Origin of the sequence: Dysgonomonas hofstadii (genome assembly GCF_014196915.1) — a bacterium.
Lineage (GTDB): Bacteria > Bacteroidota > Bacteroidia > Bacteroidales > Dysgonomonadaceae > Dysgonomonas > Dysgonomonas hofstadii.
In genome coordinates this window covers 332,451-350,549 of record NZ_JACIEP010000003.1, presented here as the reverse complement: position 1 = coordinate 350,549, position 18,099 = coordinate 332,451, and the positions used below count along the sequence as shown (strand labels likewise).

Below are 18,099 nucleotides of genomic sequence, written 5' to 3'. Positions count from 1 at the left end.
GATAAAATATAGCTTTTATGACTCAAAAAGAATACAAAGACTTATACGATGAAGATGAAGCTGTCGGCTGGCTCGAAATAGATAAAAAAGTAGCTGGAATATACGGAAATACTGAACCCCGCCATTATGCGCCACCACTTCACTATATGCTGGGCGGGCAAGATCCGTTGGATGGGGTAAGTGTATATGATTCTCAGAAACAGGAATTTCACCGTCATCTGGTTAGTTACGGTATGTCGGAATTATATTACAATGAAGAAGCCGTAGGAGGAGAATTCAGTAAATGGGGATTCGAATTCACTATGCGGCTAAAGCTTTTCGAGGAAGATAAGGATGACCCCACATGGGCTATTAATATGATGAATAATCTGGCCCGTTATGTTATAAAAAGCGGCCGGTGGTTCGAAGAGGGACATGTGATACCTGCAAACGGACCAATCAGGCTTAATTCGCAAGCCGATATAGATATTGTAGGAGTGGCTTTTACCCTCGATCCCGAACTGGGGAAGATACAAACTCCGCACGGTGAAATCGCTTTTCTCCAAATGGTTGGACTTACGTCCCAAGAATTGGAACGGGTAACATCTGCAGGTTCTGTATATAATGAAGTATTGAAATTGCTGGATGAGTTAAAAACTGATAATCCGCTGTTAATTACCGATTTGTTGAGGAGGTAAATATTAGGTGCCAGGTGAACTTATTTCATTAATTCTGTGTTTTATATGAAAAAATTATGGATAATGTAAATCAGGAGTCAAAGGAGTTAACATTCTCTTTGATCATTAGTAGTCAGAGTAGTTAAGTAGTTTAAATACATTTTTGCTTCTACTTAACTACTAAGTTGCTAAGCAACCGATAACTACTTGATTCCTTTGACCACTGATCCGCATTATTAGAAAAGCAAAAGTGATACATGAATCTGTATTACATCTTTTCTATACTTATTATTGTAGCTACGGTTGTCGGATATCAGGCTGGCTTTTATTCTATAAATTATCTTAATAGTGCCGCAAAGCAATAATATAACTTGCATCGAGGTAATTGAAAGATGCTTTTTTTTGATAATTTTGTGCTACTCTAAAAAAGGATATTATTAGACGTTTTAAGAAAATATTCCTATCCGTTTTGGGTATAGTCACAGGGCTGATTATACTTCTTTTTGTGTTGTTGAATATTCCCGCTTTCAGGGAGTATACAAAGAATATTGTAGTAGATGAACTGAAGAAAAAACTCGATACAGACTTAGGTATAGGCAGTCTCTATTATTCTCCGTTCAGCACACTGGAACTTGATAGTGTCTATCTTAACGGACAACAGGGAGAACGAATTTTAATGGCCGACCGGATCTCGGCCGGAGTTGATTTGCTGGCTCTCCTGCAGGGACGTATTGTTATCACTTCGGCATGGCTGAGCGATTTCGATGTTCATCTGTCCAAACAGGATTCCGTATCTCCGATGAATATTCAGTTCATTGTGGATGCATTCAAGCCTAAAGATGACAAACCGAAGGGTAAAGTCGAATTTGTAGTCAATTCCCTGAATATATCGAATGGCAGATTCTTTTATGATGTAAAAGATAAACCGGTCAAAACAAATACTTTCGACGTCAATCACATACAGGTGTCCGATCTTCAGGCAAAATTATCCCTGAAATCTCTGGCCTCCGATTCTCTGAATGTACAGGTAAAGAAGATCAGCCTGAAAGAAAAAAGCGGCCTTGAGATATCCAATCTGGTTTTCAGGTTGATAACACAAGGGAAAAAAGCTTCTGTGCGAGGATTTAAGCTCGATTTGCCATCCTCGAAACTGGAACTTAATAAACTTGAAGTTGATCTGTTGCCGACGAGTGATACGGCTAATGTGCTTGACTATGCTACATTGGATTGTGTTATCGCCCATTCTCATTTTGCTCCGAAAGATATAGCTGCATTTACTCCGGCATTGCAATATTTTAAAGATGAAGTTACACTGGAAGGGCATATTTCCGGCTCTGTCGATAATCTTCTGGTCGAAAATCTTGTAATCAATTACGGGGAGAGGATGCAGCTGGTGTCGAATGTCGAAATAAAAGATATTAGGAATAAGGATAAGATGTATATACTGGGCAGTATAGATAATCTTACTGTAAGCAGTGAAGAGATAGAAAGCCTTGTAAATAATTTCTCGAAGACGAGAAAATCCCTGCCGCAAGAGCTTAGACGATTAGGCACAATATCTTTCGAAGGAGATGTATCGGGATACCTGAGCCAGCTTACTGCATTTGGTAGCCTGGAAACAGCATTGGGTATCGTGCGTACAGATGTGTTGTTTGGCCTCAATCCCCGCAAAGGAATAGATTTTGCAGTACAAGGGAAAGTAGCTACTTCGGGATTTAATCTGGGGACACTCTTAAATAGTAAAGACCTTGACAAGGCCTCCCTAAACCTGTCTGTAGATCTTGAAAAACCATCTTATGGAAAAATTAAAGGGAATGCGCAAGGAAATGTACACGACTTCTACTATAAGGATTATACTTATCACGATATATCTCTGGATGTAGATTACGATGGATTATCTGTCAACGGGCAGGTATCGATGGACGATCCTAACGGGATGCTTAGGCTCGAGGGACTGCTTGATATGGCAGATAAAGATAATCCCAAGCTCAATTTTACAGCATCAGTACGAAATGCCCAGTTAGATAATCTTAATTTGGTACGTAAAATGCCGCATACATATCTGTCGTTCGCCATAGATGCTGATTTCACGGGAAAGGATATAGATAACGCGATAGGATATATCAGTATAGACTCTATAGATTTTATCCGGGAAGATAAATTATTCCAGATGGACAACCTGCTTGTCGAAGTCTCGGGGCCGCAGGAAGACAGGAACCTTAGGATCTCATCAGATCTTCTTACCGGAGAGGTTAAGGGAAGTTACTCGTTTTCGTCCATGATAAACAGTATACAACAGACATTGCATGAGTTCCTGCCAGCATTGATTAGACCGAAAGATAAGATCAAACCCGAAGAAAAAGATAATATACTTGATTTTAATCTGCAGATAAATAATACAGAAAGCCTGAGCAATATACTGAATTTACCCGTTACAATATTCAGCCCTTCCAAGATAGTGGGTTTTTACAATAACAGGCAGGATAAGTTTAATGTTGAGATTTTTACACCGTCTGTAAAGGTTGCCGGGATGAACGTTAAATCGGGATATGTATCTCTGAAAAACCCGCAAGATGCAGTTGAAGCCCGGATAAACCTGATGGTGATGGGAAAAAATAATGTTTCGAATGATATAGCCATACGTTCAAATCTGAAAGACAATCTGCTGGAGACCAATATTTCGCTGGTAAATACCGGAAAGCAAAAAGCAAAAGGAGATTTTTCAATAGCCACATTGTTTTCCCGTGAAGATAACAGGCCTTTATCTATTGATATTACTACCCTGCCAAGCGAGTTGTTATTAAATAACGCAAACTGGAGGCTCGAGAAATCGCATATTCAGATACAGGAAGGCATGTATGCTGTTGATAATTTCAGGATATATAACGATGATGGTAGTCAGGAAGTAAAGATAAACGGTAAGTATTCGACCAAGAATACAAATGATATACTCAAAGCCGAGCTAAAAAATATCAGCCTGCAATATGTGTTCGAAACGCTGGCCATAGATGCTTTACAGTTCGGTGGCGAAGCCACAGGAAACCTGTTCGTATCGACTATTGAGAATAAGCCTTACGCTAACACAAGGCTTGAAGTCACCAATTTTAAATTCAACGGGACGGACCTTGGAAATCTGAATCTGTTTAGTGAGCTGGACGAAGAAAAAAATATGGTGATGCTGGACGGGCTTATCAAAACTAAAGAAAACAAGCTGACAAAGGTGGACGGTACACTCGATCCGGTGAAACAGACTTTATCTATCTACTTCGATGCAGACAGTATAGATATCGGGTTTCTGAATAAATATGCTGAAAGTATATTTCAGGGAATACATGGCCGTGGTACAGGTAATGTGCATCTGCACGGGAATTTCTCGGATGTTACTATCGAAGGAAAAGCCTTTATCCAGGACGGAAGTATGGGGATAAATTTTCTTAATACCCGTTATTCTTTTACCGATACCGTCTATCTGAAAAAAGACCTGATTTATTTTAATGATATAACCTTGCTGGACGAGCACAACAATAAAGCCCAGGCCAGCGGTAAAGTAAGCCACGATTATTTCAGTAATTTCATGTATCAGGTAGACCTCACTGCCAGTAATTTCTTGTTGTACAACGCTTCGCAGTTACAGAATCCTTTATTCTATGGGAAAGTGTTTGCCAGCGGTAATGGTACGATAAGTGGAGACGAAGAGGTCGTTGATGTGGATATCCGCATGCGTACCGAGGAGAATACACTTGTGCGTATGAACTTTATGGAAGAAGAGGTGAGTGAGTATTCGTTTATTACTTATAAGTCTAAAAATCAACCGGATTCTCTAAATACAGAACAGACGGCGATGCAACTGGCACCAATCAAAACCAGCTCGGATATGGAAATCAATATGAACTTCTATATCGATGCTACTCCCGATGCTACAGTAGAGCTTGTGATGGACCCCGTAGGTGGCGATATACTGAGAGGATCGGGTAGCGGAGCCATGCAATTCCAGTGGAATACCAAGTCTTCGCCACGTCTGTCGGGTACGTATCATATCAACAGGGGAAGTTATAACTTTACATTCCAGCGTCTCATGGAAAGGCGGTTTTCCATTCAGGAGGGAAGTACAGTGCGCTTCGACGGAGATCCTTTTCAGGCGGTACTCAATGTGAATGCGATCTATAAAGTAAATGCCAGTCTGAACGACCTGGATAAAAATCTGGCTGAATCTACAGGGCAAAGTACTATTCCAGTCAATTGTGTGCTTAATCTTACAGGGGCTTTACGTCGTCCGACTGTCGGGCTCGATATTACTTTTCCGTCTACCGATGCGGAAGTGGAGCGTCAGGTGAAAAGTATTATAAACACCGAAGATGAAATAAACAAGCAGGTTGCCTATCTGCTTATCCTTTCTAAATTCAGGGCGCCACATGGAGCGAATGTCGACAATCCGACATCCGATTTCGCAGCAGTAGCTTCTGCTACGCTGTCCAATCAGTTGACTAAGATTGTGGGACAGATAGACGACAGATGGCAGCTTGGTACAAATATACGGTACAGCGATACGGAAATGACTTATACCGAAGCCGAGCTTATTCTTTCGAGCCAATTGCTGGACGACAGATTGATCATAAACGGGAACTTTGGTTACCGCAACGATGTGAATATGAACAAAGAGGCCATGATTACCGATGTGGATATCGAATACCTGTTGAATAATGCAGGTACATGGCGTATCAAGGCTTATAACCATTATAACGAAAAATACTATTACATACGTTCCGATAAAGCTATACAGACTCAAGGTATAGGGATTGTCTATAAAAAAGATTTCGACAGCCTCAGAGACCTGTTCGGTATATACAGGCCTATGCGCAGGCACACACAACCGTCAGACACAATTGTTCCTGTAATTCCCGATTCTACGAAAAAAGGAAGTGCTTTAAGCCACTTCATCAAACTAAGGAAGAAATGAAGTTGTCGCCCGGGCTAAAACAGTTCGTAAAAGAGCATGAAACGGACGATGTGCATTCGCTGGCTTTACAGGCTGGAAAATATCCGGATATTGATATGGAAACGGCTATCCGTCAGATAAAAGGTCGTAGGATAGCTAAAGATAAAATACCTTCGTGGTATGCAGCCGAAGATATTATTTACCCCAGACATTTATCGCTGGAACAGAGTTCATCTGAAGCGACAGCTATATATAAAAGGTCTTTGTGTAAAGGTAATATAATGGCCGATCTTACGGGCGGGATGGGAGTGGATATTTCTTTCTTGTCCGCTGATTTTGAACAGGCCATATACATCGAGCAACAGGAAGAGTTAGCCGAAATAGCAACTCATAATTTCAATATATTAGGCCTTGATAATATTACAGCGATCAACGCAGACGGGGTAAACTACTTATCGGTAATGCAGCCTGTCGATCTTATCTATATTGATCCGGCACGCAGGGATGACACCGGAAAGAAAACTGTAAGGATAGAAGATTGTACTCCTAATATTCTTGATATAGAAGACCTGCTTGAAAAAAAAAGCGGAATGGCGATGATAAAACTGTCGCCTATGCTCGATATTTCACTGGCTTTGAATTCGTTGAGGAATATTTCGGATGTGCATATAGTAGCGGTGAATAATGAAGTGAAGGAGTTGTTATTCATGAAACAAAAAGATGCAGGACAAGCGACTTATCATTGTGTCAATATTCTGAAAGACAATACAGAAGAATATACTTTTCAGAAAGAAGATGAGAACAGCGCATCGGTGAGTTACTCAACTCAGATATATGCATATCTTTACGAAGCTAACGCCTCTATAATGAAAGGCGGGGCATATAAAAGCATAGCTAATTCTTTTTCTTTGGAGAAACTGCACCCAAGTAGCCATCTTTATACTTCGGACGTATTACAGAACGATTTTCCCGGTCGTAAATTTATTGTAAAGACAGTTTGTTCGCTGAATAAAAAAGATATAAAAGAGCACCTGTCAGGATTAAAACAGGCAAATATTACTGTTCGCAATTTTCCGCTTTCGGTACAGGAAATCCGAAAGAAAACAGGACTGAAAGAGGGAGGGGAAGTATATATATTTGCCACAACGCTTTTTGATGAAAGGAAAGTGCTGATTATCTGCGAGAAAGCATAATGAAATTATTTATTCCGGCCGATAGTTGAATTTAATTGTTCAATTAAAAGTTACGAGTTTGCCTCGCCTTCGTATTTCTACGCCCTTCGGATAGTTATGGGTTACAAGTTTTGTCGCTTCGCGCCACTCACGGCTTCGCCCGGTGGCATTAGTCCGCAGTGCGGGGCACCCGTCAGGCGAGAGGGGCGTGAAACCAAATACTGTTTGAGCCGAAGGCGAGTTTATTTAATTTAGCCCGTAAGCCTGTAACGGGTAGCACGAAGGACGAGCTACCAAAGCGTTTTTTGTTCCTTTTGCGGCTTTGGCCAAAAGAAACACAAGCAATCTTCGATTGTGCGCAGTATAAAATTGAACGATTAATCTATATTATATACTAAATTCTATTTATCTCTCGATCGTATGTTCTGTACGCCGATCAGGCTGTCGTAACGCTGTCCGGCAGGACGGTAATAAACATATACAGTATATTCATTTTCAGCTTCAAAATAATTACCTTCAACCTTTCCGGTCGAAAAATTCCGTCCCTCCTTTGTCAGGTACTGATAGTTATACAAACCTTGTTTCAGAAGCAGGGATAAGTGATATACCCTGTTGTCTTGATCATATTTTAGTTTGTATTTGTCTGAAAACGTATTATTTGTGAAATCGCCATTGATGTATATATCTTCAACCAGAGGGCGATCCATTTCCAGAGTGAAGTTAGTAGTAAAGTAATCGGCTTCCGTTTCGGGGTAATCAGTTTCATTGCTACGGATAAAAGTCCTGCCATTCTGATCCTGGTCGTAACTGTATGACCTGTTTGCCCTCACTTTATCGGTAACAATATCCATTGTATAACCCGGACGGTTATATTCCACATGAGCCACATTCATCCCGTTGTAGCGGTAACTGGATGTCTCGAAACGGCGGTATTCGTTCCCGGCTTCAAATATCAGTTCCTTATTATGTTCATATATAATTTTATTGGGATTGATATATGTAGGCATTATCTTCGACCGCTCGGTATCCAGCCTGTTATTTTGTAATGCAAAAACAAATAATTCTGACCGGGGATCACGGATATTGAACCCCTGATGATGAATAGTAAAAGATAATTGCTGATGGTGCCGGTTAAAATCGATGTCGGTATTTGAAGAAACGGTTGCGCCGATACTCACAGCAGTATCGACCACAGAGAAGCATGCGGTAAGCAATACATCATCCGGCCTGCCTTCTTCGTATATTTCTACAACATAGTTTCCCGATAGCTTGACCGCGGCATCCCTGTTAGGTATGGCCAGACTGAAGTGTGTATAGTCTACGCTGGTGTTTACCGAAGTATCGTAATCATCTATCAGATTGTCATTAAATCCATTGAGATAATCAATATCGGAGATTGAAGTGCTTGGATTCCAGTAAGCATCGCAATGGCGTATCCGGTATCTCAGGCGGTTGAAAGAATCGTCTGACAGGCGATCGAAGCTTATGTGGATATAATCGCTGCTGTTCAGGTTGATTACAGGATTTATAGCCGGATTGCCGTTTATGTTCACCTGAATGGTATGTATTTCCTCCGATATAGCCTGAGTCCTGTAAGGTTGGGCTGCAAGAGCATTGCAGATAAGAATAAGTATGATAATCAATGTATATCTGTTCATAAGCTTGTTTTTTATGGCAGCAAAAGCAAATGTAATAAAAAAACTGCAAGGCATGGGTTTGTCTTGCAGTTTCTTGGATATTATGATATTTCCGGGGCTTATTCTTCCTCTATATCTTCTTTCATGTTGTGGAAAACGTTTTGCACATCATCGTCATCCTCAAACTTATCAAGAAGTTTTTGCAACTGTTCCTGCTGTTCTTTAGTTAATTCCTTCAGATCGTTTGGTATGCGCTCAAATTCTGCGCTATGGATTTCAAACCCATTTTCCTCCAGGTATTTCTGTATATCCGAATATGATTTGAATTCGCCATAAAGGATAATATCGTCTTCATCCTGTTCTACTTCATCCACACCGTAGTCAATCAGCTCCAATTCGAGATCTTCCAGTGACACACCTTCTTTAGCTGAAATTTTAAATACACATTTATGATCGAAAAGGAATTCAAGGCTTCCCGATGTTCCAAGAGACCCCCCGAACTTGTTAAAATAACTACGCACATTCGCTACAGTACGGGTAGGGTTATCGGTTGCCGTTTCTACAAAAATCGCGATTCCGAAAGGGCCGTATCCTTCATAGTTTACTTCCTTATAATCGGCTTCGTCTTTCGATGTGGCTTTCTTTATAGCACGTTCCACATTCTCTTTCGGCATATTTTCCTTTTTCGCCTGCTGCATCAGCACACGCAGGCGCGGATTGGTATCCGGTTCAGGCCCGCCATCCTTGGCTGCTATCGTAATTTGTCTTCCCAGCTTGGTAAACACACGGGCCATATTACCCCAGCGTTTCAGTTTGGTTGCTTTGCGGTATTCGAACGCTCTTCCCATAAATATATGTATTTCTTAATCGGTTATTATTTTGATACGCAAAAGTATAAAAAGTAAGTGAAGAATGAAAAATTAAGAATGAAGAATTTCAAATAGCATATATATTATAATTCATTTCCATGGCCGGATGTTAATTTCTAACTTTGTTTCAATCATATGAAATTAATATGTCGGTAAAAAACATATACAGAATATTATACATACTTGCAGGTACTTTCGGAATTCTTATTCAGTTAGGCTTTTTCTATGATAGGATGCAGTTATGGACTCTTAGTTATTATACGGTGTTGAGTAATATCCTTTGTGTTGTTTATTTTTCAATCAGGCTTTATTTTAATACTGTTCAGGCGGAAAGCGGAAAATTCGTCCGGTTTATAGAATCACCCTTGACTAAGTATTGTGTGACAATGTGTATTATACTTACTTTTCTGATTTATCATTTCCTGCTGTATCCAGTATGGGGAGGTGGCCCCGCAGGTATTAACCTGCATAAAGTAAGCAATTATGTTGTACATTATATAGTTCCCGTAATGACTATCATCGACTTTTTTATATTCGACAGAAACAGAAGTTATCTGAAATCGTCTGCTCCTCTCGTATGGTTGATAATACCTTTGACATACTTTGTGTATATTTTATTGAGGGCTCCTTTATTTGGTAATATCGGGACAACAACCAGCCCGTATCCTTATCCGTTTATCGATTTCACCATTCAACCGATATCTTCCGTTATGCTGAATATTGCGGGAATTGTCATTGTATTTATATTGATCGGATATCTGCTTTTAGGTATTGATTCATTGATTGTCACACGAAATAAAAAAGACAGGCTGTAAACCTGTCTTTTCTCTATTATATACCGTATAAAATTCTTATTTTCCTTTACCCGGCCTTTTCTTTTCTTCACTTTTTACCTCCTGTACAGGCTCAGCTTTCACTTCTTCTACAGTTGTGTCTTCTTCTTTTACCTCTTCTTTCGGAGCTAAAGGAATAGTTACACCGGCATTCTCGGCATCACCTTTTAAATATGAAGGAAGGCTCATTCCAGCCATATTAAACAGATCGTTCAACGGAGGAACAGATTTCATCAGACCCGAAACAAAGTTTGCTGTTGTGGTATTGCCATTCGTATTATTACCCGGAGAATCCCAAACAGTGATTTTGTCAATCTTAAGGTTCTTAATGGCTTCAACCTGCGTTTTAACCAGTTCAGGTAATTTCTCGATCAGCAATAACTGGTATGCAGCCACAGGATCTCCACCTGCTGCGCCCACCACGCCTTTATAACCTTCGGCCTGTTTAGATAATATTTCGAATAACCCGCGGGCTTCCGCATCCATCTTGGCGAATATGGCGTCGGCTTCTCCTCTGGCTTGCTCACGCATTCTTTCAGCTACGGCCTGTGCTTCTATAATCACTTTTTGTTTTTCTATTTCGGCAGGAACTACCACATTGGCAATCTGGGTAGAACGTTCTCTTTCCGAACGTGCCATTTCAGCTTTCTGTTCGGCCTGATAAGCTTCTTCCAAAGCTTTTGCCTGTTGTACTTTTTCTGCAGCTACAGCTAGACGGGCAGCTTCTGCTTCTTTTTCACGACGCAAAGCATCCGAACCTGCTATCTCTATCTTAGCTGTATTTTCACCTTTCACAGCTATGGCATTGGCTTCGGCCGTTTTCACACGGGTATCCCTGTCTGCTTCAGCCTTACCGATCGATTCGTCCCTGAATGCTCCGGCAATACTTACTTCTTTGTCTTTCTGGGCAATGGCAATAGAAACGTCTCTGTCTCTGTGGGTTTCGGCTATCTGTACGTCACGTTGCCTGTCGGCAATAGCCTTACCTGTTTCTCCCATCTTTTCCTGCTCAGCCACACTTACTTTAGCTTCATTGATAGCTTTAGCTGCTGCTTCTTTACCCAGAGCTTCGATATATCCCGATTCGTCGTTAATATCGGTAACGTTTACGTTAATCAGTTTCAGTCCGATCTTACGGAGTTCCGTATCAACGTTTTTAGCAATATTGTCCAGGAATTTATCTCGATCGGAGTTGATTTCCTCGATCATCATGGTTGCGATAACCAGACGTAACTGTCCGAACAGGATATCATTGGCTACTTCCTTTATTTGTGCTGTCGTCAGCCCCAGAAGCCTTTCAGCCGCATTATTCATATTTTCCTTTTCGGTAGAAATGGCGATCGTAAACCGGCACGGTACATCCACACGAATGTTCTGTTTACTCAGTGCGCTGGTCAGGTTTGCTTCTATCGATATCGGTTTCAGATCGAGATATGCAAAATCCTGTACCACTGGCCATATAAAAGCCCCACCTCCGTGAATACATTTGGCCGAAGCCCCGCCTGTTCTTCCATATACTACCAGTATTTTGTCTGAAGGGCAACGCTTGTACCTTGACACCATGGCCAACAAGAGGACAAAAAAGACAACAACCGCCACTACGATAAGTATGCCTATTCCTCCATCAAATATTCCATCAATCATACGTTCAATATTAAAGTTAGTTTATAATAATCTGTTATTTCATCAAAGGTTCCACAACCAGTATATCGCCCTCTAAACTTAAAACTTTGACCAAAGCTCCGTTTTTTATAGCTTCCTCACTTGGGGTAATCGCCGATAGTTCATGTGTTGTTCCACGCACGCTTATAAATATTTTCCCTTTTCCCGATCTCGCAGGGGGGATAGTCATGTATACATCGGCAGTTTTTCCAACTGTATCTTCCAATTTAAAGGTGTTATCTTCAGCGAGTTTCATCAGGGCTTTCATCAATACGAAAAAGACAGCTATAAAAATGAGCCCTACAACAAAGGCCAGTATACCTAAAAGGACCTTGCTGCTTATTGTATTATAAAAAGCTACTCCTGTCCATCCGAAGCCTAGCAGGAAGTTGACCAGATTTCTCAGGGAAAACAACTGGAAAGGTGTTTCCACACCGTCCAGATTTCCATCAAAATCAGCATCTACACCCGAATCGGCATCTGCTCCGACAAAAGTCATTATAGTCTGTATAATGAATATTATACTTGTGCCGATGGCTATATAAAAATAAAACTGTTGCATCCCATCCATGCTGCTGAAGAATTCTTTCATAGTTGTATTTTTATTAAAGTTATAGTTTGTTTTTAGACTAATACAAAAATAAGATTTTTTTTGAGATATACAATATCAAAAAGATATGGGTATATAAAGATTTTTATTTAATAATGTGAATCAGTCGTAACTTTTAATAGTTCTATTTTATACTGCGCACAATCAAAGATTGCTTGCCATCCTTTTTTCCTAAGCAAAAAAAGGATGCAAAAATGCTTTGGTGGCTCATCCTTCGTGCGATCCGTTACAGGTTCACGGGCTAAACCAAATAAACTCGCCTGCGGCTCAGACAGTATTTGGTTTCACGCCCCTTTCACCTGACGGGTGCCCGCACTGCGGACTAATGCCACCGGGCTGACGCCAGACAAGGTAGGGTAACACTCGTCGTCGCATTGCGACTCCGGCATACATTCCGCAGTGCGGACACCCAATCCGGCAGGCGCGTTAGTAAAATAGAACGATTAAAGTTTACTACCCACTGGCATTATCTGTAAGGAAATCTTGTTGCAGTACATAATGAACATGTCAGCTTTCTTTTTTGTCATCCTTCATATATTTGTTGATAAACTCTTTGGGCGACATATTGTAACTTTTCTGAAAGACTTTTGCAAAATAAGACGGAGAACTGAACCCTACACTATAGGCAACTTCATTTATACGCATATCCGTTTCCAGTAATAGCTTGCAGGCTTTCCTTATGCGATAGCTGCGTAGATAATCGCCGGGAGTAAGGCCACTTATCGATTTCAGTTTTCGTTGCAGGTTCGAACGGCTGATATTAAGCCTCTCTGTCAGCGATTCTACCGAGAAATTTTCGTCCGACACATATTGCTCTATCTCTTCATTCAGTTTGTTCAGGAATATTTCGTCACTTTTATTCGAGACAAGATTAGAATAGGAAGTCATAGGGGAGCGGTTAAAGGTATCGAGCATCGCTTTCCGGTTTTCGAGTAAACTTATGATCTGTGCCTTGAGGTATGACACCGAGAAAGGCTTTTCAATAAACACATCTGCTCCCGATAATAAACCTTCTACCTTGACAGCATTCTCTGTTTTGGCTGACAGAAGAATGATAGGTATATGACTGTAATTAATATCTAATTTTAGCTTTTTCGCAAAAGAAATTCCATCGATGCCGGGCATCATTATGTCTGATATAACGATATCATAATTTTTCTCCTCAAGTTTCATTAAAGCCTCCATTGCATTCTGGGAGGCATCGGTTATATACTCATTTTGTAAAGCCCTGGTTATAAAAGAAACCATATCGGGGTTGTCCTCTACTATCAGTATACTGTACTGAACGCTGCTATCGTGTTGCTTTATTACTTCTATTGATGCGGGCAGTGTAGATTCCTTTTCCGCTTCATTTTGTATTGGGGGTTCAACATCTGCAAATTTAAAAATAAATACAGAACCTCCGTTTTCTCCATCCTTAACACTTATTGAACCTCCCAGCACTTCGGCCAGATTTTTGGCAAGGGAAAGCCCCAATCCTGTACCAATTTTACGGTCGTCGGTCTGAACCTGGAAAAAAGGGTCGAATATCAGTTTTTTATGATTATCGGATATACCTTTACCGTTGTCCTCCACAGTGATTGTATAAGAGTTGTCGCTATTGCAGATCAGTGTTAATTTAATTTTGTCTTTCGTATATTTCAGGGCATTTGTCAACAAATTACCTATTATTTTAATTAATGCATCTGCATCGGAATTAATTTTTATTTCTTCATTTTTTGGTAAATCCAATGTAAAGTTGATTTCTTTTCTTTGTGCCGTTTTCTTGAAACGTTCGTATAATTCAAATATAAAGTCTTTTAAATTGATACTTTCCGGATTTATAATATACCGGGTTGAATCCATTTTTCTGAAATCCAGTAATTGATTGATGAGTACGGTAAGCCTGTTACAGTTTTTTTCGATGATTTGCAGGTTTTGCTTTGTTTCGCCATTCTCCTTATTTGTGTTTATAACCTCTTCCAGAGGAGCCGAGATAAGACTTAACGGGGTTCTTACCTCGTGAGCAATAGTAGTAAAGAAATCTATTTTCGATTTAAAGGCAAGTGTTTCCTGTTCTGTTTTAAATGCTTCCAATTGTTGTGCCTGTTTTTCTTTGTTCTTTTTCCAATAGTATGACAAGATGAGATAGGCCAGTGACATCAACAGTATGAAATATAAAATCTTAGCAGGCAGAGAGAGCCAGAATGGTGGCAGTATTTCAATCTCTATTTCCGATCCGGCCTCATTCCATAATCCGTCGTTGTTTGTCGCCTTTACTTTAAATATATATTTACCATAGGGAAGATTGACATATGTCACATTCTTGTTGTTCTCCACATAATTCCAGTCAGTATCGGCGCCTTCGAGCTTATAGGCATACTGGTTTTTGGTCTGTGCAATATAACTAAGACTGACATATGATATCATAAATGAAGCCTTATTATAAGGTAGTTTTATTTTTTGTCTTTTATTTACTTTTATCTGGATTTCATTTTCCAGCTCGGTGTCTGAATTGTCAAACAATTTTATTCCGGTAATTTCTACAGGAGGTATTACTATATTTTTACTTGCATTCAGATCTTGTGGATAAAAGGAACTAAATCCATTAATACCCCCAAAATAGAACCGGCCGTTTTTTGCCTTATAACTCGACTTATAGTTAAATTGATTGCTTTGTAATCCGTCTTCTTTGTTATATAATGTCGAATGGGTAGGTGTAGACAGGTTAAAACATACTAATCCCTTGTTACAACTGATCCACAAATTACCAAAGGGATCATCTAATATGCCATATACAACATTATTGGGCAACCCGTTGGATTCAGATATATTTGTGAAATCGTCTTTGAGGGCATCGTATATAAAGATGCCACGACCTTCACTCGAAAAGAGTATTCTCCTCTGGCTATCGATATGCACACTGGTTAGCTTGCTGCCTACCACGGGATTATCTTTACTTAATATATCATCGTAGCATATCCATTTATTTGTTTTTATATCAAATTTTATAACACCTGTCCCGTATGAAGCCAGCCACAAATTACCTGAATTATCTTCTTTTATATCGTAGATAAAACCTTCAATAGACTCTACAGGAATAAAGTTATCAGTGTTTTTGTTATATTTATTCAATCCGGCAGGAGTGCCGGCGTAAATATCTCCCCCACGTGTTTTGTATAGAGAAAAGACACAATCGTCGTTCAGTGTGTTTTTATTGTCGCTTCTGTTTCTGTAATTGGAAAGGACTTTTGTTTTAGTATTATAAACATCTACACCTCTCGAAAATGTCCCGATCCATAGATTATCCCCGTCCAATAACAGGGCATGTATATTATGATAAGATGTTGTTATAGGCTGGCTGATCTTCTCGGTTTGAGAGTCAAAGTAATTAACCCCTCCATCTTCGGTGGCAATCCACAGGTTTCCATTCGGTTCTTCGCAAAACTGGCTGATAGCTTTTCCCGATAAGGTGCCGGGACGGCGATCAGGATAATAAGTATAGATATTCAATTGTGATAAGTTGAGGTAATTAACCCCGCCAAAATATGTCCCTATCCAGATTCCTCCCTCTTTATCCCTGTATATGGAATATACGTTCTGGTCGCTCAGGCTATGCCTTAATTCGGGTCTGTCTATCCGTTTCGATTTCTTTGTTCCCAGATCAAACAGATATAGTCCATCGTCGGAACCAATTAGCAAAGATTTATCATCATACTGAAAGATTGATCTTATATGTGTTACATACTGGGATGTATTCTCTTCGTGTAGGTATGATATATAGCTATCGGTGTGTTTATCATATAAACGGAGCCCGTTCGCCCATGTCCCCAGCCAGAAATTTCCTTTGTTGTCTTCCAGTATTGACATGATCTCATTGTGAGGTTTCTCTGAAAAGCCAAACATAGACTCTACCGGATCGAGTTTATTTGTGTTTTTATTATATCTGAGTAATCCCATGCGGTTACCGACCCATATTGTTCCGGACAAATCACCATAGATAACCCAGCTGGAATTTGTATCGAGGTTGTATTTTGATAATTCCATCTGTTCCAGTTCTTTGCTCTCCGGATTGTACCTGAATACACCCTGATCGATAGACCCTATCCAGATATTTCCATCTTGATCAGCATAGAGAGTATTCACTGCAGTTGTTGTTCCGATCACTTTTATGAATGTTTCTTCGACAGTATTCATTATGTACAAGCCTGCGTCAGTCCCTATGTAGAGATCTCCACCTTCTCCCTCTATCAGGCATCTTATAAAATTATTGCCTAATGAGGCCGGGTTTTTAGCATCAAAACGGAATATCCGGAAGTTATTTCCGTCATATCTGTTTAAACCGTCCTTGGTGCCAAACCACATAAATCCCCTCGAATCTTGAAAAATACAATAAATCGCATTTTCAGAAAGACCGTCGTTGACTTGTATTTTTTTGAAATGAAAATCTAGGCTTTCCTGTGAGAGTAAAGATAAACTGGAGCTAAGAACTAAGGAAAATATGATAATAGATTTAACTAATTTCATGATAAGGATAGTTTTTCATTGGTAAAATTAAATCTTTATAAATCTGAATTGTTATCGCCCTGTCTTTTTGTGTAGTAAAAAATAGCCAATAAATGTTATTTTTTAGTCAGACAGGTCAGACTGCTCTGATTTTACTCTTTTTTTATTAAAAAGTATATTATTGAATATTGGCCTTACCATTAATTTTGCTAGCGTTTATAAACTCCCTCTAAGGTATTTGTTAATCTAAATTATTTAAAAATCTAAAATGAAAATTTTTGGCGCGTTAATAATTGTTTTCATAAGTCTTACTTTTATTTTTTGCCAAAATAATGGGAAGGAAAACCCGGAAGATATGACTCCGGTTCTTTTGGGAGATCCATTCATAATGCTCCATGGAGATATCTATTATGCCTATGGTACAAATGCGGAGAATGGAATAGAAGTATATACTTCCGATGATTTGATGCATTGGAAAAAGGCACCGGAGTTAGCTTTAACAAAAAAGGATACCTGGGGCAAACGCTGGTTTTGGGCTCCTGAAGTATATTATATAAAAGAAAAGAAAAAATTCTTTATGTATTATTCAGCCGACGAACATATATGTGTTGCTACATCCGATTCCCCGTTCGGCCCATTTGTACAGGATATGATGCAACCAATGATTTCTGATGAAAAATGTATCGATAATTCATTATTTATAGATGATGACGGGAAGCCGTATTTGTATTTCGACCGGTTCAACGACGGATTGAACATATGGGTGGCAGAACTGGAAGATGATTTAGTGACCATCAGGAAGTCTACCCTGACCAAATGTATTAATGTATCCCAGGCATGGGAAGAAGTTTGGCCTCGTGTCAATGAAGGAGCATTTGTCACTAAACATAAAGGAGTATATTATATGACCTATTCGGCCAATAGCTATGAAAGTCCTTTCTATGGGGTAGGCTATGCTACGGCAGATTCTCCGATGGGGCCATGGACTAAATATGAGAAAAACCCGATTCTGCAAAAGCCCGATAGTATTGTCGGCGTAGGTCATAGTTCGATGTTCAGGGATAAAGCCGGAAATATGAGAATTGCCTTCCACTCCCACTGTAACCAGAAACGCATCCATCCAAGGCAAATGTGCATTGCTAGTGTACAATTCACATCCGATGATATCCCGGTTATGCAAATTAAGAAAGATATATTGAAGCCGGTAATCCGCAAATAAAATAATACCATAATAAAAAA

Annotated in this window: 10 protein-coding genes; 5 read left to right on the top strand and 5 right to left on the bottom strand. The window is 39.7% G+C overall.

The features are described from left to right. Window positions 1-17: 17 nt before the first annotated feature. The 3 genes from GGR21_RS05765 to GGR21_RS05755 all read left to right on the top strand — a co-directional run bounded on the left by GGR21_RS05765 (window position 18) and on the right by GGR21_RS05755 (window position 6,785). Entirely contained in the window at window positions 18-677 is a 660-nt protein-coding gene (locus GGR21_RS05765) for a suppressor of fused domain protein (protein ID WP_183306232.1), read from the top strand. 448 nt (window positions 678-1,125) lie between these two features. After that, complete coding sequence (locus GGR21_RS05760) at window positions 1,126-5,613, top strand: translocation/assembly module TamB domain-containing protein (protein ID WP_246348002.1); 4,488 nt, start codon at window positions 1,126-1,128, stop codon at window positions 5,611-5,613. Next, on the top strand, window positions 5,610-6,785 hold the full coding sequence (locus GGR21_RS05755) for a class I SAM-dependent methyltransferase (RefSeq protein WP_183306231.1): 1,176 nt from the start codon (window positions 5,610-5,612) through the stop codon (window positions 6,783-6,785). The genes GGR21_RS05760 and GGR21_RS05755 overlap by 4 nt, the downstream gene beginning before the upstream one ends. 380 nt (window positions 6,786-7,165) lie before the next feature. Here GGR21_RS05755 and GGR21_RS05750 read toward each other — a convergent pair whose 3' ends face one another. Both GGR21_RS05750 and GGR21_RS05745 read right to left on the bottom strand, forming a co-directional pair. Then, on the bottom strand, window positions 7,166-8,422 hold the full coding sequence (locus GGR21_RS05750; RefSeq protein WP_183306230.1) for a type IX secretion system plug protein: 1,257 nt from the start codon (window positions 8,420-8,422) through the stop codon (window positions 7,166-7,168). Between the two features lie 98 nt (window positions 8,423-8,520). Next, window positions 8,521-9,249, bottom strand: a complete 729-nt coding sequence (locus tag GGR21_RS05745) for a YebC/PmpR family DNA-binding transcriptional regulator (protein WP_183306229.1) — start codon at window positions 9,247-9,249, stop codon at window positions 8,521-8,523. A gap of 167 nt (window positions 9,250-9,416) precedes the next feature. Between GGR21_RS05745 and GGR21_RS05740 the strand changes: the two genes are divergently transcribed. Then, window positions 9,417-10,085, top strand: coding sequence for a Pr6Pr family membrane protein (locus tag GGR21_RS05740; protein WP_183306228.1), 669 nt, complete (start codon window positions 9,417-9,419; stop codon window positions 10,083-10,085). 36 nt (window positions 10,086-10,121) lie between these two features. Here the strand turns inward: GGR21_RS05740 and GGR21_RS05735 are convergent, their stop codons facing one another. From GGR21_RS05735 to GGR21_RS05725, 3 genes are all read right to left on the bottom strand, one after another. Beyond that, the gene (locus tag GGR21_RS05735) at window positions 10,122-11,747 is read right to left on the bottom strand and encodes a flotillin family protein (protein ID WP_183306227.1); all 1,626 of its coding nucleotides are present in this window, start codon (window positions 11,745-11,747) and stop codon (window positions 10,122-10,124) included. 34 nt (window positions 11,748-11,781) lie between these two features. Further along, complete coding sequence (locus tag GGR21_RS05730; protein WP_183306226.1) at window positions 11,782-12,357, bottom strand: NfeD family protein; 576 nt, start codon at window positions 12,355-12,357, stop codon at window positions 11,782-11,784. 525 nt (window positions 12,358-12,882) lie between these two features. Then, window positions 12,883-16,881 (bottom strand): hybrid sensor histidine kinase/response regulator transcription factor, encoded by a 3,999-nt coding sequence (locus tag GGR21_RS05725; protein ID WP_183306225.1) that lies wholly within the window; start codon window positions 16,879-16,881, stop codon window positions 12,883-12,885. A 247-nt stretch (window positions 16,882-17,128) separates the two neighbouring features. Here GGR21_RS05725 and GGR21_RS05720 point away from each other — a divergent pair, with 247 nt between their 5' ends. Next, on the top strand, window positions 17,129-18,079 hold the full coding sequence (locus tag GGR21_RS05720) for a glycoside hydrolase family 43 protein (RefSeq protein WP_183306224.1): 951 nt from the start codon (window positions 17,129-17,131) through the stop codon (window positions 18,077-18,079). The last annotated feature ends 20 nt before the right edge of the window (window positions 18,080-18,099 follow it).

Excerpts from the sequence above, each read along its gene's own strand:
- GGR21_RS05745 (WP_183306229.1), bottom strand. The coding sequence starts at position 9,249 with ATGGGAAGAGCGTTCGAATACCGCAAAGCAACCAAACTGAAACGCTGG.
- GGR21_RS05725 (WP_183306225.1), bottom strand. The coding sequence starts at position 16,881 with ATGAAATTAGTTAAATCTATTATCATATTTTCCTTAGTTCTTAGCTCC.
- GGR21_RS05730 (WP_183306226.1), bottom strand. The coding sequence starts at position 12,357 with ATGAAAGAATTCTTCAGCAGCATGGATGGGATGCAACAGTTTTATTTT.
- GGR21_RS05765 (WP_183306232.1), top strand. The coding sequence starts at position 18 with ATGACTCAAAAAGAATACAAAGACTTATACGATGAAGATGAAGCTGTC.
- GGR21_RS05755 (WP_183306231.1), top strand. The coding sequence starts at position 5,610 with ATGAAGTTGTCGCCCGGGCTAAAACAGTTCGTAAAAGAGCATGAAACG.
- GGR21_RS05750 (WP_183306230.1), bottom strand. The coding sequence starts at position 8,422 with ATGAACAGATATACATTGATTATCATACTTATTCTTATCTGCAATGCT.
- GGR21_RS05720 (WP_183306224.1), top strand. The coding sequence starts at position 17,129 with ATGAAAATTTTTGGCGCGTTAATAATTGTTTTCATAAGTCTTACTTTT.
- GGR21_RS05735 (WP_183306227.1), bottom strand. The coding sequence starts at position 11,747 with ATGATTGATGGAATATTTGATGGAGGAATAGGCATACTTATCGTAGTG.
- GGR21_RS05740 (WP_183306228.1), top strand. The coding sequence starts at position 9,417 with ATGTCGGTAAAAAACATATACAGAATATTATACATACTTGCAGGTACT.